The 16,049-nt window shown below is 62.2% G+C and carries 16 protein-coding genes; 9 read left to right on the forward strand and 7 right to left on the reverse strand.

Annotated elements, in window-relative coordinates; translation table 11 throughout:
- The 6 genes from C8N42_RS14885 to C8N42_RS14910 all read right to left on the reverse strand — a co-directional run.
- Positions 1–200 (reverse strand): acetyl-coenzyme A synthetase N-terminal domain-containing protein (locus tag C8N42_RS14885; RefSeq protein WP_146168279.1); only part of this gene is annotated, 200 nt, incomplete at its 3' end.
- Positions 201–204: 4 nt separating this feature from the next.
- The gene (locus tag C8N42_RS14890; RefSeq protein ID WP_066706553.1) at positions 205–954 is read right to left on the reverse strand and encodes an ABC transporter ATP-binding protein; all 750 of its coding nucleotides are present in this window, start codon (positions 952–954) and stop codon (positions 205–207) included.
- Positions 955–957: 3 nt separating this feature from the next.
- Positions 958–1,719, reverse strand: coding sequence for an ABC transporter ATP-binding protein (locus C8N42_RS14895; protein ID WP_107817373.1), 762 nt, complete (start codon positions 1,717–1,719; stop codon positions 958–960).
- Between the two features lie 242 nt (positions 1,720–1,961).
- Positions 1,962–3,197: a branched-chain amino acid ABC transporter permease gene (locus tag C8N42_RS14900; protein ID WP_107817374.1), complete on the reverse strand. Its 1,236-nt coding sequence runs from the start codon at positions 3,195–3,197 to the stop codon at positions 1,962–1,964.
- 4 nt (positions 3,198–3,201) lie between these two features.
- Entirely contained in the window at positions 3,202–4,233 is a 1,032-nt protein-coding gene (locus C8N42_RS14905) for a branched-chain amino acid ABC transporter permease (protein ID WP_107817375.1), read from the reverse strand.
- Between the two features lie 187 nt (positions 4,234–4,420).
- A complete protein-coding gene (locus C8N42_RS14910; protein ID WP_107817376.1) occupies positions 4,421–5,761 on the reverse strand; it encodes a substrate-binding protein in 1,341 nt (446 codons plus the stop codon).
- A gap of 444 nt (positions 5,762–6,205) precedes the next feature.
- On the opposite strand from C8N42_RS14910, the gene C8N42_RS14915 reads away from it, so the two are divergent.
- Positions 6,206–7,549 carry a helix-turn-helix transcriptional regulator gene (locus C8N42_RS14915; RefSeq protein WP_107817460.1) on the forward strand — a complete coding sequence of 448 codons (1,344 nt, stop codon included), beginning with the start codon at positions 6,206–6,208 and terminating at the stop codon, positions 7,547–7,549.
- A gap of 3 nt (positions 7,550–7,552) precedes the next feature.
- On the opposite strand, the gene C8N42_RS14920 is transcribed toward C8N42_RS14915, so the two are convergent.
- Entirely contained in the window at positions 7,553–7,927 is a 375-nt protein-coding gene (locus tag C8N42_RS14920) for a hypothetical protein (RefSeq protein WP_107817377.1), read from the reverse strand.
- A gap of 204 nt (positions 7,928–8,131) precedes the next feature.
- Between C8N42_RS14920 and C8N42_RS14925 the strand changes: the two genes are divergently transcribed.
- The 8 genes from C8N42_RS14925 to C8N42_RS14960 all read left to right on the forward strand — a co-directional run bounded on the left by C8N42_RS14925 (position 8,132) and on the right by C8N42_RS14960 (position 16,030).
- Positions 8,132–8,518, forward strand: a complete 387-nt coding sequence (locus C8N42_RS14925; protein WP_107817378.1) for a response regulator transcription factor — start codon at positions 8,132–8,134, stop codon at positions 8,516–8,518.
- Positions 8,511–8,831 carry a hypothetical protein gene (locus tag C8N42_RS14930; RefSeq protein WP_211309201.1) on the forward strand — a complete coding sequence of 107 codons (321 nt, stop codon included), beginning with the start codon at positions 8,511–8,513 and terminating at the stop codon, positions 8,829–8,831. Before C8N42_RS14925 ends, C8N42_RS14930 begins: the two co-directional genes overlap by 8 nt.
- Positions 8,832–11,534 carry an ATP-binding protein gene (locus tag C8N42_RS14935; protein WP_107817379.1) on the forward strand — a complete coding sequence of 901 codons (2,703 nt, stop codon included), beginning with the start codon at positions 8,832–8,834 and terminating at the stop codon, positions 11,532–11,534.
- A gap of 112 nt (positions 11,535–11,646) precedes the next feature.
- Entirely contained in the window at positions 11,647–12,747 is a 1,101-nt protein-coding gene (locus C8N42_RS14940; protein WP_107817380.1) for a FliM/FliN family flagellar motor switch protein, read from the forward strand.
- Between the two features lie 121 nt (positions 12,748–12,868).
- Positions 12,869–13,204: a TraR/DksA family transcriptional regulator gene (locus C8N42_RS14945; RefSeq protein ID WP_107817381.1), complete on the forward strand. Its 336-nt coding sequence runs from the start codon at positions 12,869–12,871 to the stop codon at positions 13,202–13,204.
- A 53-nt stretch (positions 13,205–13,257) separates the two neighbouring features.
- The gene (locus C8N42_RS14950) at positions 13,258–13,446 is read left to right on the forward strand and encodes a hypothetical protein (RefSeq protein ID WP_107817382.1); all 189 of its coding nucleotides are present in this window, start codon (positions 13,258–13,260) and stop codon (positions 13,444–13,446) included.
- Between the two features lie 34 nt (positions 13,447–13,480).
- Complete coding sequence (locus tag C8N42_RS14955; RefSeq protein ID WP_107817383.1) at positions 13,481–13,687, forward strand: hypothetical protein; 207 nt, start codon at positions 13,481–13,483, stop codon at positions 13,685–13,687.
- Between the two features lie 243 nt (positions 13,688–13,930).
- Positions 13,931–16,030, forward strand: a complete 2,100-nt coding sequence (locus C8N42_RS14960) for an enoyl-CoA hydratase-related protein (RefSeq protein WP_107817384.1) — start codon at positions 13,931–13,933, stop codon at positions 16,028–16,030.
- The last annotated feature ends 19 nt before the right edge of the window (positions 16,031–16,049 follow it).

Consider the following 16,049-nt stretch of genomic DNA (forward strand, 5'->3'; position numbering starts at 1 on the left):
TGCGTGTAGGGCTCCATCCAGTCGAGCACCTTGCCCTGCTCAGCCCAGAAACTCACCGGATCTTCAACCGAGCGACGGTAAAGATCTTCGTAATCTGCCGTGGAGATCAAGGCGTCGGACGCGAAGGTTTCAGAGGGCGGGTAAATGTCGGTCATAATGGCTCCTCCCAAAGCTGACCCTCGCCGCTTTGGGAGGGGCATGTCATCAGATGGCGAGATATTCGGCCCTCAGCGCTTCATTCTCAAGCACTTCTTTTGCCGAGCCATCATAAACCACCCGTCCGGTGTCGAGGATCACGGCCCGGTCGGCCAGATTGAGGGCACGCACGGCATTCTGTTCGACGAGCACGGTGGTGATGCCCTGTTCCTTGATGATGCGCAGAGTCTTTTCGATCTCGTCGACGATGACTGGCGCGAGACCCTCGTAAGGCTCATCGAGAAGCAGCACCTTGATGTCGCGGGCCAGTGCACGGGCGATGGCGAGCATCTGCTGTTCGCCACCCGAAAGCGTCACGCCCTCCTGTTTGCGGCGTTCACGCAGGCGGGGGAAGAGGTCGTAGAGCCGGTCCAAAGACCAACCCACCGGTTCGACGATCTGCGCCAGTTGCAGGTTTTCCTCGACTGTGAGGCCGGGAATGATGCGGCGATCTTCTGGGACGAGCGCGATGCCTTTCACGGCGGCCTCATAGGAGGTCTTGGTGTGCAGGCGTTCGTGATCGAGCCAAATCTCGCCATGAGTGACCTGCGGGCTGTCGAGGCGGGCGAGTGCGCGCAGCGTCGAGGTCTTGCCCGCACCATTGCGGCCCAGAAGGGCGAGGATTTCGCCCTCGTGAATATTAAACGTCACGCCCTGCACGATGTAGCTTTCACCATAATAGGCATGCACGTCCCATGCGGAGAAGAAGGCGGGAGCGTTCTGGGCATGGTTGGCGTTGGGATTGAACTGTTCTGTCATGTCTCACACCTGCTGGGTTTCGCCAAGATAGGCTTCTTTGACTTTCGGATTGCCCTTGATGTTGTCGGGCGTGTCCTCCACGAGGGGCGTGCCTTGGGCCAGAACGGTGATGCGGTCCGCAAGCGAGAAGACCACATGCATGTCGTGTTCGATGATGGCGATGGTGATGTCGCGCTTCTCCTTGATTTCCTTGAGCAATGCGATGGTGTTGTTGGTGTCGGCGCGGGCCATGCCGGCGGTGGGTTCGTCGAGCAGCAGGAGTTTCGGTTCCTGTACCAGACACATGGCGATCTCCAGCCGCCGCTTGTCGCCGCGCGACATCGAAGAGGCGATCATGTCGCGCTTGTCAAGCATGCCGACATCGTCGAGCATGGCTTCCGCCTTGGCGATCAGATCGGTTTCCGCCTCCATGCTCTCGATGGCGTGCATGCGAAACGCCCCGTCGCGTTTGGCGAAACACGGGATCATCATGTTTTCCATCACCGTGAGATCGCCGAAAATCTCCGGTGTCTGGAACACGCGGGAGATGCCCAATTGGTTGATCTCATGCGGTTTCTTTCCCAGTACCGAGGTGCCTGCGAAGGTGACGGAGCCCTCATCGGGGATGAGCTTGCCGACGAGGCAGTTCAGGAGCGTGGATTTCCCGGCACCGTTCGGGCCGATGATGGCGTGGACGGTGTTTTCTTGCACCGAGAGATTGACGTTGCCGAGGGCTTGGAGGCCGCCGAAGCGTTTGCCGACGCCTTTGACTTCAAGAATGCCCATGGGAGGTCTCCTTGGATTGGAATTCGGTTGAGCGGTGCCCGGTGCGTGGAGCAAAGGCCGCAGGCCGCCACGCACTCGCCAGCTCAGCCCCATGGGCTGGCGATCTTGTGAGCTTTGCGCGTCGTTTCGAGGTCACGCGGATTTGGCATTCATAAAGCGCTTCGTTCAGAGGGAGTATCGCCATCCCCTGAGCTGGCGAGCGCGCGGCTTGAGAGAATTCGAATGGTTTCATCTTTCCTCCCTCACACCACATGCTTGCCGGGGTCGGGGCGGTGCTCCGGGTCCGGGTTGTCGTATTTGTCGCGCTTTTGCGAGCCGTTTCTGATCCGGGAGCCGAGACGTTTCAGCCCTTCGATCAGCCCTCCCGGCAGGAAGGTCACCACCAGCATGAAGGTCACGCCAAGGGTGAGGTGCCAGCCCTCGCCGGTGAACCGCGCAAAGACCCAGATCACCACATCTTCCACCCCATCGGGCAGGAAGGAGAACCAGTCGTGCAGCACGCCTTCGTTGATCTTCGAGAAGATGTTTTCGAGATATTTGATCACGCCCGCACCAAGGACCGGCCCCATCAGCGTGCCCGCGCCGCCAAGGATGGTCATGATCACCACCTCGCCCGAGGCGGTCCAGAGCATCCGGTCGGCGCCCGCCAGCGGGTCCATTGCCGCCAGAAGCCCGCCCGCAAGCCCCGCGTACATACCGGAGATAACGAAGGCCGCCAGCGTGTAGGGTTTCGGATCGAGACCTGTGTAGGTCATGCGCTGCTGGTTCGATTTCACTGCGCGGAGCATCATGCCGAAGGGCGAGCGGAACAGGCGGATCGCGACGTAGAAGGCAAGAATCGCAATCACGGCACAGAAATAGAAGCCTACGTTGAAGGTGAAAACTCGCCCCAAAGCCTCTACTTTATATGAGGAATTCATCGCCAGACCGAAGATGTTGGTGACCGGCAGAGAGCTTCCTTCGCGCGCGCCGTCGAGGATACGGGGATCGTTGAGGGTGAGCTGGAGACCCGTTTCGCCATTGGTCAGCGGCGTGAGCACGGAATAGGCCATCTTGTAGCACATCTGCGCAAACGCCAGCGTCAGGATGGAGAAATAGATGCCCGAGCGGCGCAGGCTCACATAACCGATGGCGGCGGCAAACAGCCCGGAGACCACCATGGCGAGGATAATGCCGGGGATCACGTTCATGGTCAGCAGCTTGAACATCCAGACGGCGGCATAGGAACCGATGCCGAGGAAGGCGGCGTGGCCGAAGGACAGGTAACCGGTGAGGCCGAAGAGGATGTTGAAGCCCACGGCGAAGATGCCGAAGATGGCGATTTTCTGCATCAGGTCCGGGTAGCCGCCGTTGAACTGTGCGAGTTCAGAACCGGCCGCGAAGGGTTGCAGCAGGATCGGGGTGAACAGAGTCAGAAGCACGACGATCAGCAGGAATTTGGTGTCTTTCGGGTTCAGTCCGAGAAGGTTCTTTTTCATGGTCTCACTCCTCCATCACGCCTTTGCGCCCCATCAGACCGCGCGGACGGGTCAGAAGGATGACGATTGCGACGACATAGATGATGATCTGGTCGATGCCGGGGATGATGGATTTGATGGCGTTCATGGACGCGAAGCTTTCGAGAATGCCCAGAAGGAAGCCCGCGGCGACCGCGCCCGGCAGGCTGCCCATGCCGCCGACGACCACGACCACGAAGGACAGGACAAGAAAGTCCATACCCATGTGGTAGTTGGGCGACAGGATTGGCGCGTACATCACGCCCGCGACACCTGCCACGGCGGCGGCAAGGCCGAACATCAGGGTAAAGCGCCGGTCGATGTTGATGCCCAGAAGGCCCACGGTCTCGCGATCCGCCATGCCCGCACGCACCACCATGCCGAAAGTGGTGAATTGCAGGAAGGAGAACACAGCTCCGATCACCAGAGCGGCAAAACCGAAATAGATGAGACGCCAGTAGGGGTAGATGATGATGTTCGGATCAAAGCCGAGCATAGCCCCGAAATCGAAGCTGCCCTTGAAAGCATCGGGGGCGGGGGTGGAGATCGGGTTGGCGCCGTAGAAATACTTGATCACCTCTTGCAACACGATGGCGAGGCCGAAGGTGACAAGGATCTGGTCGGCATGGGGGCGTTTGTAGAAATGCTTGATCAGCCCGCGCTCCATGATGAAGCCGACGGCGATCATGATCGGAATGGAAAACAGGATCGCCAGAGGCACCGACCAGTCGATCAGCGCGTGACCGAAATCGGGGCCGAACCAGGCTTCGACATAGGGCGTCTTGACCTTGAGCGGATTGCCGAGGAAATCGGTTTTCGTCGGGTCGACGGTCTCGAACGACAGGTTGAGAAGCTTTGAGAGCGTCACCGCGCAGAACGCGCCGATCATGAACAGCGCGCCATGGGCGAAATTCACCACGCCCAAGGTGCCGAAAATCAGCGTCAGCCCGAGCGCGATCAGCGCATAGGCCGAGCCCTTGTCCAGCCCGTTGAGCAATTGCAAGAGGATGGTTTCCATGGACGTGTCGTCCTTCCCTGTGTCCTGTGTGGGTCCCCGAGGGCCAAAGCTCTCCCGGTCCCGCGACATGGCGGGGCAGGGAGGCGGAGGATCCGCTGCTTTGAGAGGGGTGGGGTGGGGGCTGCCGCTTTGCGGTTCAGCCCCCGTTCAGAGGCCTTTGAGGAGGGGTGTCTCCCCAAAGGGCCGCTTAGCCGGCGTTGCACTCACCGAGCGCACCACCCGCGAACATCGGGTGATCCGGCGGATATGTGACCTGGGCTGCGGGCGTGATTTCGACGATTTCCAGAAGGTCGAACTCGGAGGTCGGGTTTTCTTTGCCGCGCACCACGAGCACGTCCTTGAAGCACTGATGATCCTCGGCGCGGTAGAGCGTCGGGCCGTTGCCCAGACCGTCGAACTCGTAGCCTTCGAGCGCTTCGGCCACGGCACAGGGGTTGAAGGAGCCTGCACGCGCCACAGCATCGGCGTAGAGCAGTGTCTGCACATAGCAGGTGTGCGCGGCCTGCGACGGCGGGAAGCCGTATTTCGTGCCGAACGATTTCACAAAGGCCTTGGAGCCTTCATCCGTGAGAGACCAGTGCCAGTTGGTCGAGCCGAGAATGCCCTTGATGTTCTCGCCCGCGCCGCGCGCCATCAGGCGGGAGAACAGAGGTACGACGATCTCGAACTGCTTGCCGTTCACCATCTTGTCGCGCAGGCCGAACTGCACTGCGTTGGTGAGCGAGTTCACCATGTCGCCGCCGTAGTGGTTCAGGATCAGCACATCGGCGTCGGTTTGCAGCACCGGCGTGATGTAGGACGAAAAATCCCCCGCGCCGAGTGGTGTGCGTACCTTGTTCACGGTCTGCCAGCCAAGCGCCTCGGTGGCCGCCGCGATGCTCTCTTCCTGCGTCCAGCCCCAGGTGTAATCGGCGGTCAGGTGATAGGCCTTGCGATCCGTGCCGTAACGCGCGGCGAGCACCGGAGCGAGCGCCGCGCCGGACATATAGGCGTTGAAGAAGTGGCGGAAACCGTTGGCTTTCTTGTCCTTGCCGGTGGTGTCGTTGGAATGCGTCAGACCGGCCATGAAGATTACGCCCGCCTCCTGACAGAGGCCCTGAACGGCCACGGCCACACCCGAGGACGATCCCCCGGTGATCATGATCGCACCGTCTTTCTCGATCATGGATTTGGCGGAGGCGCGGGCAGCGTCGGATTTGGTCTGGGTGTCGCCGGTGACATATTCGACCTTCTTGCCGAGGATGCCGTTGCCTTCGAGCGCCTTGGAACTGAAGGTGTTTAGCATACCACCATCGCCCTCGCCATTCAGGTGCTCGACCGCAAGCTGGTAGGCGCGCAGCTCATCGGCGCCCTCATCCGCATAGGGACCGGATTGCGGCACGTTGAAGCCCAGCGTCACGGTGCCGCCCATCGGTTCGTTGGTAAAGGCGTAAGCGCCGGAGGTGAAAATCGTCGGCAGCGCGAGACCTGCGCCCGCGACGGCACCGGATTTCAACACGCGGCGGCGCGTCAGATCGGTTTTGGTCATTGGAAACTCCTCCCTGAGTTCTCATTTGGCCTGAGTTTTTCGTTTGGCCTGCGTAGAGGCCCGGTTGTATGGCCTGATTTTTGACGGCCTTATCTTGCAATTGGCGCATCGCCCGGAGGTCCTCCCCGATCCCCGGGCGATGCGCGAAACCCGTTTCCCGCCCCGTGATCCACGGTGGTGGCCACTGTTGCGGCTGTAAACGAGATGGGGGTATTATTGAAGGTGTATCGAAAATCGGGCAACAAGTGGCTTGGAAACAATGATTTTTTTGTTAAGGATTACACAATGCATTCGCATACAATGTAAATGCATTTTCCCGCAGTCGCAGAAGGATTCTCTTTGCGCGCGCGGAAAGGACCTGAAATCGCGACGAGAATTCATGTCGCAGGTGAAAAGGCCGGGGCCGCAGGAGGACAAGGGGCGGCCCGGGCTCTGGGAGGGATCATGCCACGTTCGGCACTGACAGGCACGCGCATTCGCGAAAGACGCACGCTCGAAGGGCTCAAGCAGGCCGATCTGGCGCGCACGGTGGGGATTTCGCCTGCCTATCTCAACCTGATCGAACACAATCGGCGCAGAATCGGCGGCAAGCTTCTCGTCGATCTGGCCCGCGCGCTGGGTGTCGAGCTCTCGGTGCTGACCGAAGGGGCGGATGTGCCGCTGATGGAAGGTTTGCAGGATGCGGCGAGTAATGCGGTTGCGCGGACCCGTCCCGCCGGACGCAAGGCGGCGGTCGAGCCGGAGGCGGAACGGGCGGAGGAATTCGCCGGGCGGTTTCCGGGCTGGGCCGAACTGGTGGTGGCGCAACGCGACCGGATCACGGTGCTTGAACGGCGGATCGAGGCGCTGAACGACCGGTTGGCGCATGACCCGTTTCTTTCGGACAGTCTGCACGAGGTGCTCTCCACGGTGACAGCAATTCGCTCCACGGCGGGCATTCTGAACGGCATGGGTGAGATCGACCGCGAGTGGCAGGCGCGCTTTCACCGCAACCTCTACGAAGACAGTCAGCGCCTTGCGCAGGGCTCGCAGGCGCTGGTGAGTTATCTCGACTCGGTCGGTCAGTCGGAGGACACGCTCAGTTCCCCGCTCGAAGAGGTAGAAGCCTGGCTTGCGGCGCGGGATTTCGCGCTGCCGGAGCTGGAGCGCGGCGCGATGCCGGATCTGACGGGCGAGGGGGGGCTGCGTTCGGCCCCTGCGCGGCAGCTTGCGCGCAAGTGGGTGTTGCGTGCGCGGGCCGAAGCCGAGAAAATGCCGCTCTCCATGGTCGAGGAACTGATCTCGGAACATGGGCCGGACCCGGCAGCGCTGGCGCAGGCCGCAGGCGTCGATCTTGCGGCGGCGATGCGGCGTCTGGCGAGCCTTCCGGCGTTTGAGAACCGACTACCGACGGGGTTGGCGATCTGCGACGGTTCGGGTGCGTTGACTTATCGCAAGCCTCTGGACGGGTTTGCACCGCCGCGCTTCGGGGCGGCCTGTCCGCTCTGGCCGCTCTATCAGGCGCTTTTGCGTCCGATGGTGCCGATCCGCCGGGTGGTTGAGCAACAGGGCCAGCCCCCGCGCCGCTTTCTTGCCTATGCCATCGCCCAACCCCAGCGCCCCGAAAGCTTCGAGGCGCCGGAGGTGGTGGAGGCAACCATGCTGTTCATCCCGCTGGAGCGGCTTGAAATCTCCCCGCGCGAGGCGGAGGTGCAGGGCATCGGGACAAGCTGCCGGGTTTGCGCCCGGATGAACTGTCTGGCGCGGCGCGAGCCCTCGATGGTGCTCGAAGAGCCGGAGGAAGGATGAGGCTCAATAGATATGTGTGCCGGAGACGATGAACACGCGCCCGGCTTTGGTTCTGAGCCAAAGAGTGCCGAAGCTGCGCAGCAGAGTCAGAACGGCGGGCAACTGGCTTTCGAAGGCAAAGAAGCGAATGCGCCCGTCGGGGAATTGATAGGCATCCGGCAGGGTGCTGTGCTTGTCGTCCTTGAGAAGGAAAAGCTCGTTGCGAAAAAAATTGCCGCCATCGTCCTGGCGGCTGTCATAGATATAGACGACGATCTGCAACGGGTCGTTGGCGGGATCGGCAATGTCACCACAACCATAGACGACTTTGTACTGTCGGATTTCGCTTGTGGAGTCGATGGGCAGCGTACTGTTTTCGGGTGTGCGTAGCTGTGTCATGAAGAAAGTCCTTTTCAAAATGTGTAGGCGCGGGCGCCGTCATCAACAGATCATGGCAGCGGGGCTGCGTGCAGGGGAATTTGCGCGACAGACGACATGGCAGGGATAAAATGCGCGCTCGGAGGCCCGTCTGGCACAAATTTTTGACAGAGACGCGACAAATCGCCATAAGGTGCGACACGCGAGGGGGAGAAGAGGGCAATCATGGGCAAGCGCGTGCTCCTGATCGAGGACGAGCCGAACATCATCGAGGCGATCCGGTTTATCCTGTCGCGCGATGGCTGGGTGGTGGAGACCCATTCCGACGGTGCGACGGCGGTGGAGGCGGTGGGGCGCAAGCGTCCGGACATCGTGATCCTCGACGTGATGCTGCCCAACAAGTCCGGCTTCGATATTCTGCGCGAACTTCGTGCGGATGCCGAACATGAAAGCCGCCCGATCCTCATGCTCACGGCGCGCGGTCAGAAGAAGGACCGCGACATGGCGGAGGCGGCGGGCGTGTCGCATTTCATGACCAAGCCGTTTTCCAATTCCGAAATGCTTGAGATGGTGCGCCGTCTGGCCAACGGAGCCGGTGAGGGCGATGGCTGAGCGGCGCGGGCCGCTTTATCTGGCGCGCGCCTCGTACCGGCGGCGGCGGCTGATTGATGCTCTGCGATTGCTGCCGTTTCTGATGTTCGGGCTCTGGCTTTTGCCGCTCTTGTGGGGCGGTGAGGGGACGGATCGCCCGGTCGGGGCGGGCGCGCGGGCGTTTTTGCATGTCTTCGTGGTCTGGGCGCTCGGGATTGCAGCGGCGGCGCTGCTCACGCGGCGTCTGGCACGGGCGGAGACCGCGCCGGAGCGTGCAGCACCGATGCAGGACGGGCAAGGCGATGAGAGTCGGGATGAGGAGGCGGAGGGGTAAATGCTGCGCTTCAACATCCTTGTTCTCGCCTGTCTGAGCTATGCGACGCTCCTGTTCGTCGTCGCCTTCTGGGCCGAAAAACGCGCTGAGGCGGGGCGGCTCGGCTGGCTGCGCTCGCCGATGATCTACACCCTGTCGCTGTCGATCTATTGCACCGCCTGGACGTTTTACGGCGCTGTCGGATATGCGGTGCGCTCCGGCCTTGAGTTCGTCACTATTTATCTGGGGCCTTCGCTGATGATGATCGGCTGGTGGTGGGTGCTGCGCAAGCTGGTGCGGATCGGGCGGGTGCAGCGGATCACCTCGGTTGCCGATCTGATTTCCTCGCGCTACGGCAAATCCACCACCCTAGGCGTGCTGGTGACGCTTTTGGCGGTGATCGGCACCACGCCCTATATCGCGCTGCAACTGCAATCCGTGGCGCTGTCCTTTGCGGTTTTCGGGGTCAATGATCCGTCGGGTGCAGTGCTGCCGGATCTCGACAAAACGGCGCTCTGGGTGGCGGTCGGACTTGCGGTCTTCACGGCGCTGTTCGGCACCCGAAATCTCGATGCCAACGAGCGTCATCACGGGGTTGTCACCGCCATTGCGCTCGAAGCGGTGGTGAAGTTTCTGGCCCTCGTGGCGGTGGGGGTGTTTGTGGTCTGGGGGCTGGGCGACGGGATCGGCGATCTGATGGCGAAGATCGACGCCTCGCCCGTGGCGCAGCACCCGATCCAGGGCACGCGCTGGATCGCGCTCACCATGTTGTCTGCGGCGGCATTGCTGACCTTGCCGCGGATGTTTCAGGTGCTGGTGGTGGAGAACTCGGATGAAAGCCACCTGTTCACCGCAGGCTGGGCCTTTCCGCTCTATCTCTTCGGCATGTCGCTTTTCGTGATCCCGATCGCGGTGGTGGGGCTTGAGGTTCTGCCGCAAGGGTCGAACCCCGATATGTTCGTCCTCACCCTGCCGCTGCATTCCGATCAGCGGGTGTTGGCGACGCTTTCGTTCCTCGGGGGGTTTTCGTCGGCCACCTCCATGGTGATCGTCGCGGCGATTGCGCTTTCGACCATGGTGTCGAACCACATCGTCATGCCGATCTGGCTTTCCGTTCAGGACAAAGGTGGCGTGACTGTCTCCGGCGACGTGCGCCGCGTCGTGCTTTATGCCCGCCGACTGTCGATCTTTGGCGTCTTGGTGCTGGGCTATCTCTATTTCCACTTCTCCGGTGGCTCTGAAGCGCTCGCCTCCATCGGCATGATTTCCTTCACCGGTGTGGCGCAGGTGCTGCCCGCCATGCTCGGCGGCATCTTCTGGCGCGGGGCGACGCGTCTGGGGGCGATCCTCGGCGTGGTCATGGGGTTTGTCGTCTGGGCCTATACGATGTTTTTGCCCTCTTTCGGTGTGGCTGCCGGGTTCACGCCGGAACTGCTCGAACACGGGCCGTTTGGCCTTGTGCTGCTGCGTCCGCAGGCACTTTTCGGTGTCACCGGCGTCGATCCGGTGGTGCATGCGGTGAGCTGGTCTCTGGCGCTCAACACCTTGGTGTTTCTACTTGGCTCGCTCTTCTCCTTCCCCCGGCCCGTCGAACGGCTTCAGGGTGCGCAATTCGTCAATGTTTTCGAACATTCCGGTTCGACGCGCGGTTGGTCGCATGGCTTTGCCGAGGCAGAAGACCTGTTGGTGATGGCGCAGCGCATCCTTGGCCCGGTGGAGGCACAGGCGTTGTTTCAGTCAGAAGCGGCGGCACAGGGCAAGGAGGGCTACCTGCCCGACACCACGCCGGATTTCATCGAGCGGCTGGAGCGGGAACTCGCGGGTTCCGTGGGCGCGGCCACGGCACATGCCATGCTGGGCCAGATCGCGGGGGGCGTCGTCGTCTCTGTCGAGGACCTGATGGCGGTGGCCGACGAGACCGCGCAGATCATGGAATATTCCAGCCAGCTCGAACTCAAATCCGAAGAACTCAGCCGCACCGCGCGCAAGCTCCGCGAAGCCAACGAGAAACTCACCGCGCTCTCGATCCAGAAGGACGCCTTCCTGAGCCAGATCAGCCACGAGCTGCGCACGCCGATGACCTCGATCCGGGCGTTTTCCGAAATTCTGCGCGACAGTGGGGCTGCGGGCGATCTCGATGCGGCGAGCCTTGAGCGGTTTTCCTCAATCATCCATGACGAGGCGCAGCGTCTGACCCGTCTGCTCGACGATCTTCTGGACCTTTCCGTGCTGGAGAACGGGCAGGTGAGCCTGAACTGGGCGCGTGACAACCTGCATGACGTGATCGCCCGGGCGGTGAACGCCAGTACCGAAGGGCGCGAAGGGCGGGCGCTTACAATCCGGCGCAACGAGATCGCCGAGCATATCGCCATCGAAACCGATCCGGACCGTCTGGCGCAGGTGTTCATCAATCTGATCGCCAATGTGCGCAAATATTGCGATGCGCCCGCGCCGGAGCTTCGGATCGAAACCCGGCGACTGGGCGGGGATCGCATTCAGATCGACTTCATCGACAACGGGTCCGGCATTCCCAAGGAAAAGCAGACGGTGATTTTCGAGAAATTCTCCCGCCTGACGGATCACGCCAAGGCGGGCGGTGCGGGGCTTGGGCTGGCGATCTGCCGGGAGATTGTGACCAATCTTGGCGGCAGTATCGCATATTTGCCGGGGCAGGGCGGCGCGGCTTTCCGCATCGAACTGCCACGGGTGCGTCAGCGCACGTGAACAGGTGGTTTTCGGAGCAGAAATCCGTCGTGCTTCAATGATTTGTTTACTTTGAGCGGAGACAAAGGGCGGGAGAGTGCGTGCCAGAAACTGTGTGAGATTGCCGTCCGTCATGTCCGATGCCGACATCATTTCCGCGATGCGCCGCAAGGCAGGCGTTGGCCGTCCGCCGCCGGACGTCCAGCCCTTGACACCGGCCAAGGCGCTGCGCATCGCGGCGGCCAAGGCGGCGGAGGACACGATCGGTCTGGTGCTTCAGGTTACGGAGGTCCGCGAGGAGAAAAGCGCGATTTCCCGTCTGCCGGGGGAGGTGCCAGACCATGCGCTTCTCTCTTTGCTTGAAGGGCCGGCCAATGCCTATGGCCTGATGGTGTTCGACCGCAACACCGTGGCCGCCATCGTCGAACAGCAAACGGCGGGCCGGGTCCTGTCGCTCGCCCCGGAAGCACGCCCGCCGACCGCCACCGATTCCGTCATGTGTACGCCGCTTTGCGAGCGGATGCTGCGGCTTTTCGAGGCGCAGCTTGCCGAGTTGGCCGATCCGCCGGAGGTCGCGGGCTATCATGTCGCGGCCCAACTGCGCGAAGCGCGCTCCATCGCCATCGCCTTTGAGGACATGCCTTACCGGCTCTACCGGCTAAAGGTGATGCTGGGCTGTGAGGGGCGTGAGGGGGAGATCCTGTTGATCTTTCCGCATGTGCCGGTTGCCAGTGGTCCTGTGCATGGGACCGGGCGCGATTTCGGTGCGGCCCTCCAGGATACGGTGATGAAGACGGAGGCGCGGCTCGACACTGTGCTGCACCGCCTGTCCCTGCCGCTGTCCGATGTGACCGGTCTTGCGGAAGGCATGATGCTGCCGATCCCGCGCGAGGCGCTGTCGCGGGTCGAACTGCGCGCGGGGGGGCGGGTGATCAGCCGGGCGCGGCTCGGGCAGATCAACGGCAAACGTGCGCTCCGGGTGATGCTGCCCTGTGAGGACGAAGACGCTCTTGGGGGAGATTTGTCCTCTGGCGGCGATTTCGGCATAGCGCCGCTGGCTGCGGAGGACTATCCGGCGCTTTCCAATGGCGGACTGTCCAGAGATATGGCGGGCGATCTGCCGCCGCTCGGTGATTTTCCGGCCATGACGGACCTTCCTCCTCTGGGAGATTTGCCTCCGCTTGGGGAGGGCGAAAGTTTCCCGGAGACGGGCGAGCTTCCGGCACTGGAATAGGCTGTGCCCCTGTCGGCGAGAACCGGCCTCGCCGCAGTGGCGAAACCGTCATTTCTGTTGATGTGAATCAAGGCTTGGGCGACGGTTTGGGAGGATGCTCATGGTCCAAGGAGGAGCCGCTATGATCGACCTTGCAAAAAGAAAGGCGCAATTGCTGGAGCGCAGAGCCGAGTTGACCCGGCGTCTCGAAGAAATCGACGCCGAGTTGGATGCGCACCAGTCGAAAGACTGGGCGGAACTGGCCACAGAACGCGAAGGCGATGAGGTGCTTGAGGGCATGGGAGCCGCTGGCAAGACGGAGATCGTGATGATCAATGCCGCTCTGGAGCGGATCGAGGATGGTGAATACGGCTATTGCGCCGTGTGCGGCGAAGAAATCAGCGAACAGCGTCTGGATGTGCTACCCTATACCCCGATGTGCCGCGATTGCGCCGCGCGTGCCGCTGCGGGCCATTGAAACGCTGACGAGACCGTGAGGCCGGGCAGGTCGAAGGTATCAAGGAGGTTGAGATGACCAGAGTGACGAAAACGGAGGCGGAGATCGACAAGATTGTCGACGATCTCGTGAAAGACGAGAAAACCGCCAATGCCTTGAAGGAAAAACTGCATGACTCGCTTGAGGGGGAGGAGGCGGAGTATATCCGACCGGTGCCCGACGACGACGATGCGGATGATATGTGGGACAACATGCCGGTCTGATCCGGCTCCCCTGACAGGATGAAAGGACGGCGCCATGGCATTCGAAGCGCTGAAAGCTCAGGTTTACATGATCCTGGACGAGATCGCGGCGCGTCCGGAGGACCGCCATATCCTGCAGGAAAGCCTGCGCGAGAAACTGGCCGAACTGTCGGCGCTGGGCCTGCCTTTGCCGCAGGATCTGGTGCGGCTGGAGGCCGAGTTGGAAGATCGCTCCGCCGACGATCTCTATCCTCACCGCTAATGCGTTCAACGGCGCAGGCCTTTTGCATGTAGTCCGTGCCTCGGATCAATTGTAAAAAGCTTTAGGTCTGCGGCCTGTGACGGGTGTTTCAGCCTGAAAAGCCTTGGGAAGGGCGCTGCCGTCTTGCCAAGCGGCGGGTGTCTTCGCATTATGTGGAAAACCTGTGGATAACTTTCATGCGAGCCGCTGTCAGGGTGGAGGGTGCGTGGAGCAGGGGACGGTAAGTGTTGTGCGGGGGCGCGGATGAGTGAGGCGGTGGAACTGACCAGAAAGATGGAGCAAAGTGACCGGGTGGACGGAATGCCGACGCCCCTCGTCCGGAGTGGCCGACAGGGTAACGTCGCGGTCCTGTGCCTGTCATCCCCGCCCGTGAACACATTGACCCCGGGACTGCGTCAGTCTCTGCTTGAGGCGGTCGAGGCGGCGGAGCGGGACCCAGAGGTGGGGGCCATCGTTCTGATGGCGGAAGGTGCCTCGTTCTGCACGGGTTTTGCCGCGGACAAGCTGACGGCACAGGAGCCTGCGCCCAGTCTCAACACATTATGCGACCGGATCGAAGCCTGCCCGAAACCGGTGATTGCCGCACTGCATGGCAGCACGCTGGAAGCGGGGCTGGCTCTCGCCTTGGCGGCACATTACCGGGTGATCGGGCGCAGCGCGCGGCTCGGTGCGCCGGAGATCACCCTCGGTCTCGTGCCGACGGGTGGGGTGACCCAGCGTCTGCCACGGCTGGTAGGACCGGGTGCGGCGTTTGAAATCCTGCTGTCCGGTCGCCCGGTTCCGGCGTCGCAGGCGCTCGAACTGGGACTGGTTGACGAAATGACCCCACAGAACCCCGGTGAGGCGGCCATAGCCCTGGCCGAACGGGTTCTGACCGAGGGGCGCGGGCCGCGTCCGACGCGCGGGATCACACGGGGGCTTGCCGACGGCGTAACATATATGAAAGAGGTTGCGGTCCGACGTGCCCGGATCAAGGGCGCGCGGATCGGTGCGCCGGGGCGGATCGTCGACTGTGTCGAGGCGGCGCTCATACTGCCCTTCGAGGCCGGCGTGGCACGCGAGACCGTGGCGCGCGCCGACTGTTTCGCCAGCGAGGACACAGAGGCGCTGCGCCATGCCCATTTCGCCGAACGCCGCGCGGCACGGCTTGAGGACGTCGAAGGGCTGCACCCCGCAGAGGTGAAGGAGCTCGGGTTGGTCGGCACCGGCTCTCTGGCGCTCGGTATCGCCATCACGGCGCTCGATCACGGGATCAAGGTGCGGCTTGTGGGCGCTTCTGCCGATCAGTTGGTGGTGGCGGAACAGCGGATCGCCGCAGTCTATACGCGCGCCGAGCAACAGGGGCAGATCACGGCGGAACTGCGTCAGGAGAGGCTTGCGGGCCTTACGGCGACGACCCGGACGGACAGCTTGTCGCAAGCCGATCTGGTGCTTGAGGCCAGTGCCGCCTCGACGGAGGCCCGGGCGCGGCTTCTGGCGCGTCTCGAAGAATTCCTGCCGGAGGAAACGGTGCTTGCCACCGTGGCGGATCGCGGTTTTGCGCAACTGGCACGTGACCTCGCCCATCCGGAGCGCTTTCTCGGCCTGCATTTCTTCGCGCCCTCACAGGTGATCCGTGTGGTCGAACTGGCGCTGCGCGATGGCGTGTCGAAACAGGCACTGGTGACGGTGCATGGGTTTGTGAAACGTCTCGGCAAGGTGCCGGTGACACTGCACGCACGCGACGGGCTGATCGCCAATGTGGTGCAGGAGGCGGTCTGGGCGGCGGTGGACGTTCTGTTGCTGATGGGGGTACGCCCCGCGCGGATCGACCGGGTGATGCGCGATTACGGCTTTCCGGCGGGGCCTTGCGAAACCATGGATGCGCTGGGGCTCGATCACATGAGCGGGGCGGTGGCGCAGTTCCTCGCGGGGGAGGGGCGCACAGGCAAAGAGGCGGGGCAGGGGTTCTACGATTACCCCAAAGGGCTGGCGCCGAGCGATATCACGACGGAGGCGATTCTCGCCGATCTGCGCGCGCAGGGCGGTGTGCCGGAATTGTCCCTGAGCGATCGCGACATCTCCGAGCGGCTTTTGCTGGCGGCAGCCAATGCAGGCGCGCGGCTGTTGCAATCGGGCGTGGTGATGCGCCCGGTGGACATCGACGTGGTGATGATGTTGGCCAAGGGGTATCCGCGCTATCACGGCGGTCCGATGAAGGCGGCGGATCTCATGGGGATTTTTCAGGCGGAAAAACGTCTGAAAAGCTTTTCCTCCGCCGCACCGGACATTTGGGAACCTGCGGCACTTTGGAGGGAATTGGCGAAAAATGGCGACAATTTCGAGAATCTGAACCTTCTCTGATCTTTGTTTCCGTCTTTTT

Origin of the sequence: Celeribacter persicus, from assembly GCF_003050785.1 — a bacterium.
In the GTDB taxonomy this organism is placed as follows: domain Bacteria; phylum Pseudomonadota; class Alphaproteobacteria; order Rhodobacterales; family Rhodobacteraceae; genus Celeribacter; species Celeribacter persicus.

Excerpts from the sequence above, each read along its gene's own strand:
- C8N42_RS14890 (WP_066706553.1), bottom strand. The coding sequence starts at position 954 with ATGACAGAACAGTTCAATCCCAACGCCAACCATGCCCAGAACGCTCCC.
- C8N42_RS14895 (WP_107817373.1), bottom strand. The coding sequence starts at position 1,719 with ATGGGCATTCTTGAAGTCAAAGGCGTCGGCAAACGCTTCGGCGGCCTC.
- C8N42_RS14900 (WP_107817374.1), bottom strand. The coding sequence starts at position 3,197 with ATGAAAAAGAACCTTCTCGGACTGAACCCGAAAGACACCAAATTCCTG.
- C8N42_RS14905 (WP_107817375.1), bottom strand. The coding sequence starts at position 4,233 with ATGGAAACCATCCTCTTGCAATTGCTCAACGGGCTGGACAAGGGCTCG.
- C8N42_RS14910 (WP_107817376.1), bottom strand. The coding sequence starts at position 5,761 with ATGACCAAAACCGATCTGACGCGCCGCCGCGTGTTGAAATCCGGTGCC.
- C8N42_RS14915 (WP_107817460.1), top strand. The coding sequence starts at position 6,206 with ATGCCACGTTCGGCACTGACAGGCACGCGCATTCGCGAAAGACGCACG.
- C8N42_RS14920 (WP_107817377.1), bottom strand. The coding sequence starts at position 7,927 with ATGACACAGCTACGCACACCCGAAAACAGTACGCTGCCCATCGACTCC.
- C8N42_RS14925 (WP_107817378.1), top strand. The coding sequence starts at position 8,132 with ATGGGCAAGCGCGTGCTCCTGATCGAGGACGAGCCGAACATCATCGAG.
- C8N42_RS14930 (WP_211309201.1), top strand. The coding sequence starts at position 8,511 with ATGGCTGAGCGGCGCGGGCCGCTTTATCTGGCGCGCGCCTCGTACCGG.
- C8N42_RS14935 (WP_107817379.1), top strand. The coding sequence starts at position 8,832 with ATGCTGCGCTTCAACATCCTTGTTCTCGCCTGTCTGAGCTATGCGACG.
- C8N42_RS14940 (WP_107817380.1), top strand. The coding sequence starts at position 11,647 with ATGTCCGATGCCGACATCATTTCCGCGATGCGCCGCAAGGCAGGCGTT.
- C8N42_RS14945 (WP_107817381.1), top strand. The coding sequence starts at position 12,869 with ATGATCGACCTTGCAAAAAGAAAGGCGCAATTGCTGGAGCGCAGAGCC.
- C8N42_RS14950 (WP_107817382.1), top strand. The coding sequence starts at position 13,258 with ATGACCAGAGTGACGAAAACGGAGGCGGAGATCGACAAGATTGTCGAC.
- C8N42_RS14955 (WP_107817383.1), top strand. The coding sequence starts at position 13,481 with ATGGCATTCGAAGCGCTGAAAGCTCAGGTTTACATGATCCTGGACGAG.
- C8N42_RS14960 (WP_107817384.1), top strand. The coding sequence starts at position 13,931 with ATGAGTGAGGCGGTGGAACTGACCAGAAAGATGGAGCAAAGTGACCGG.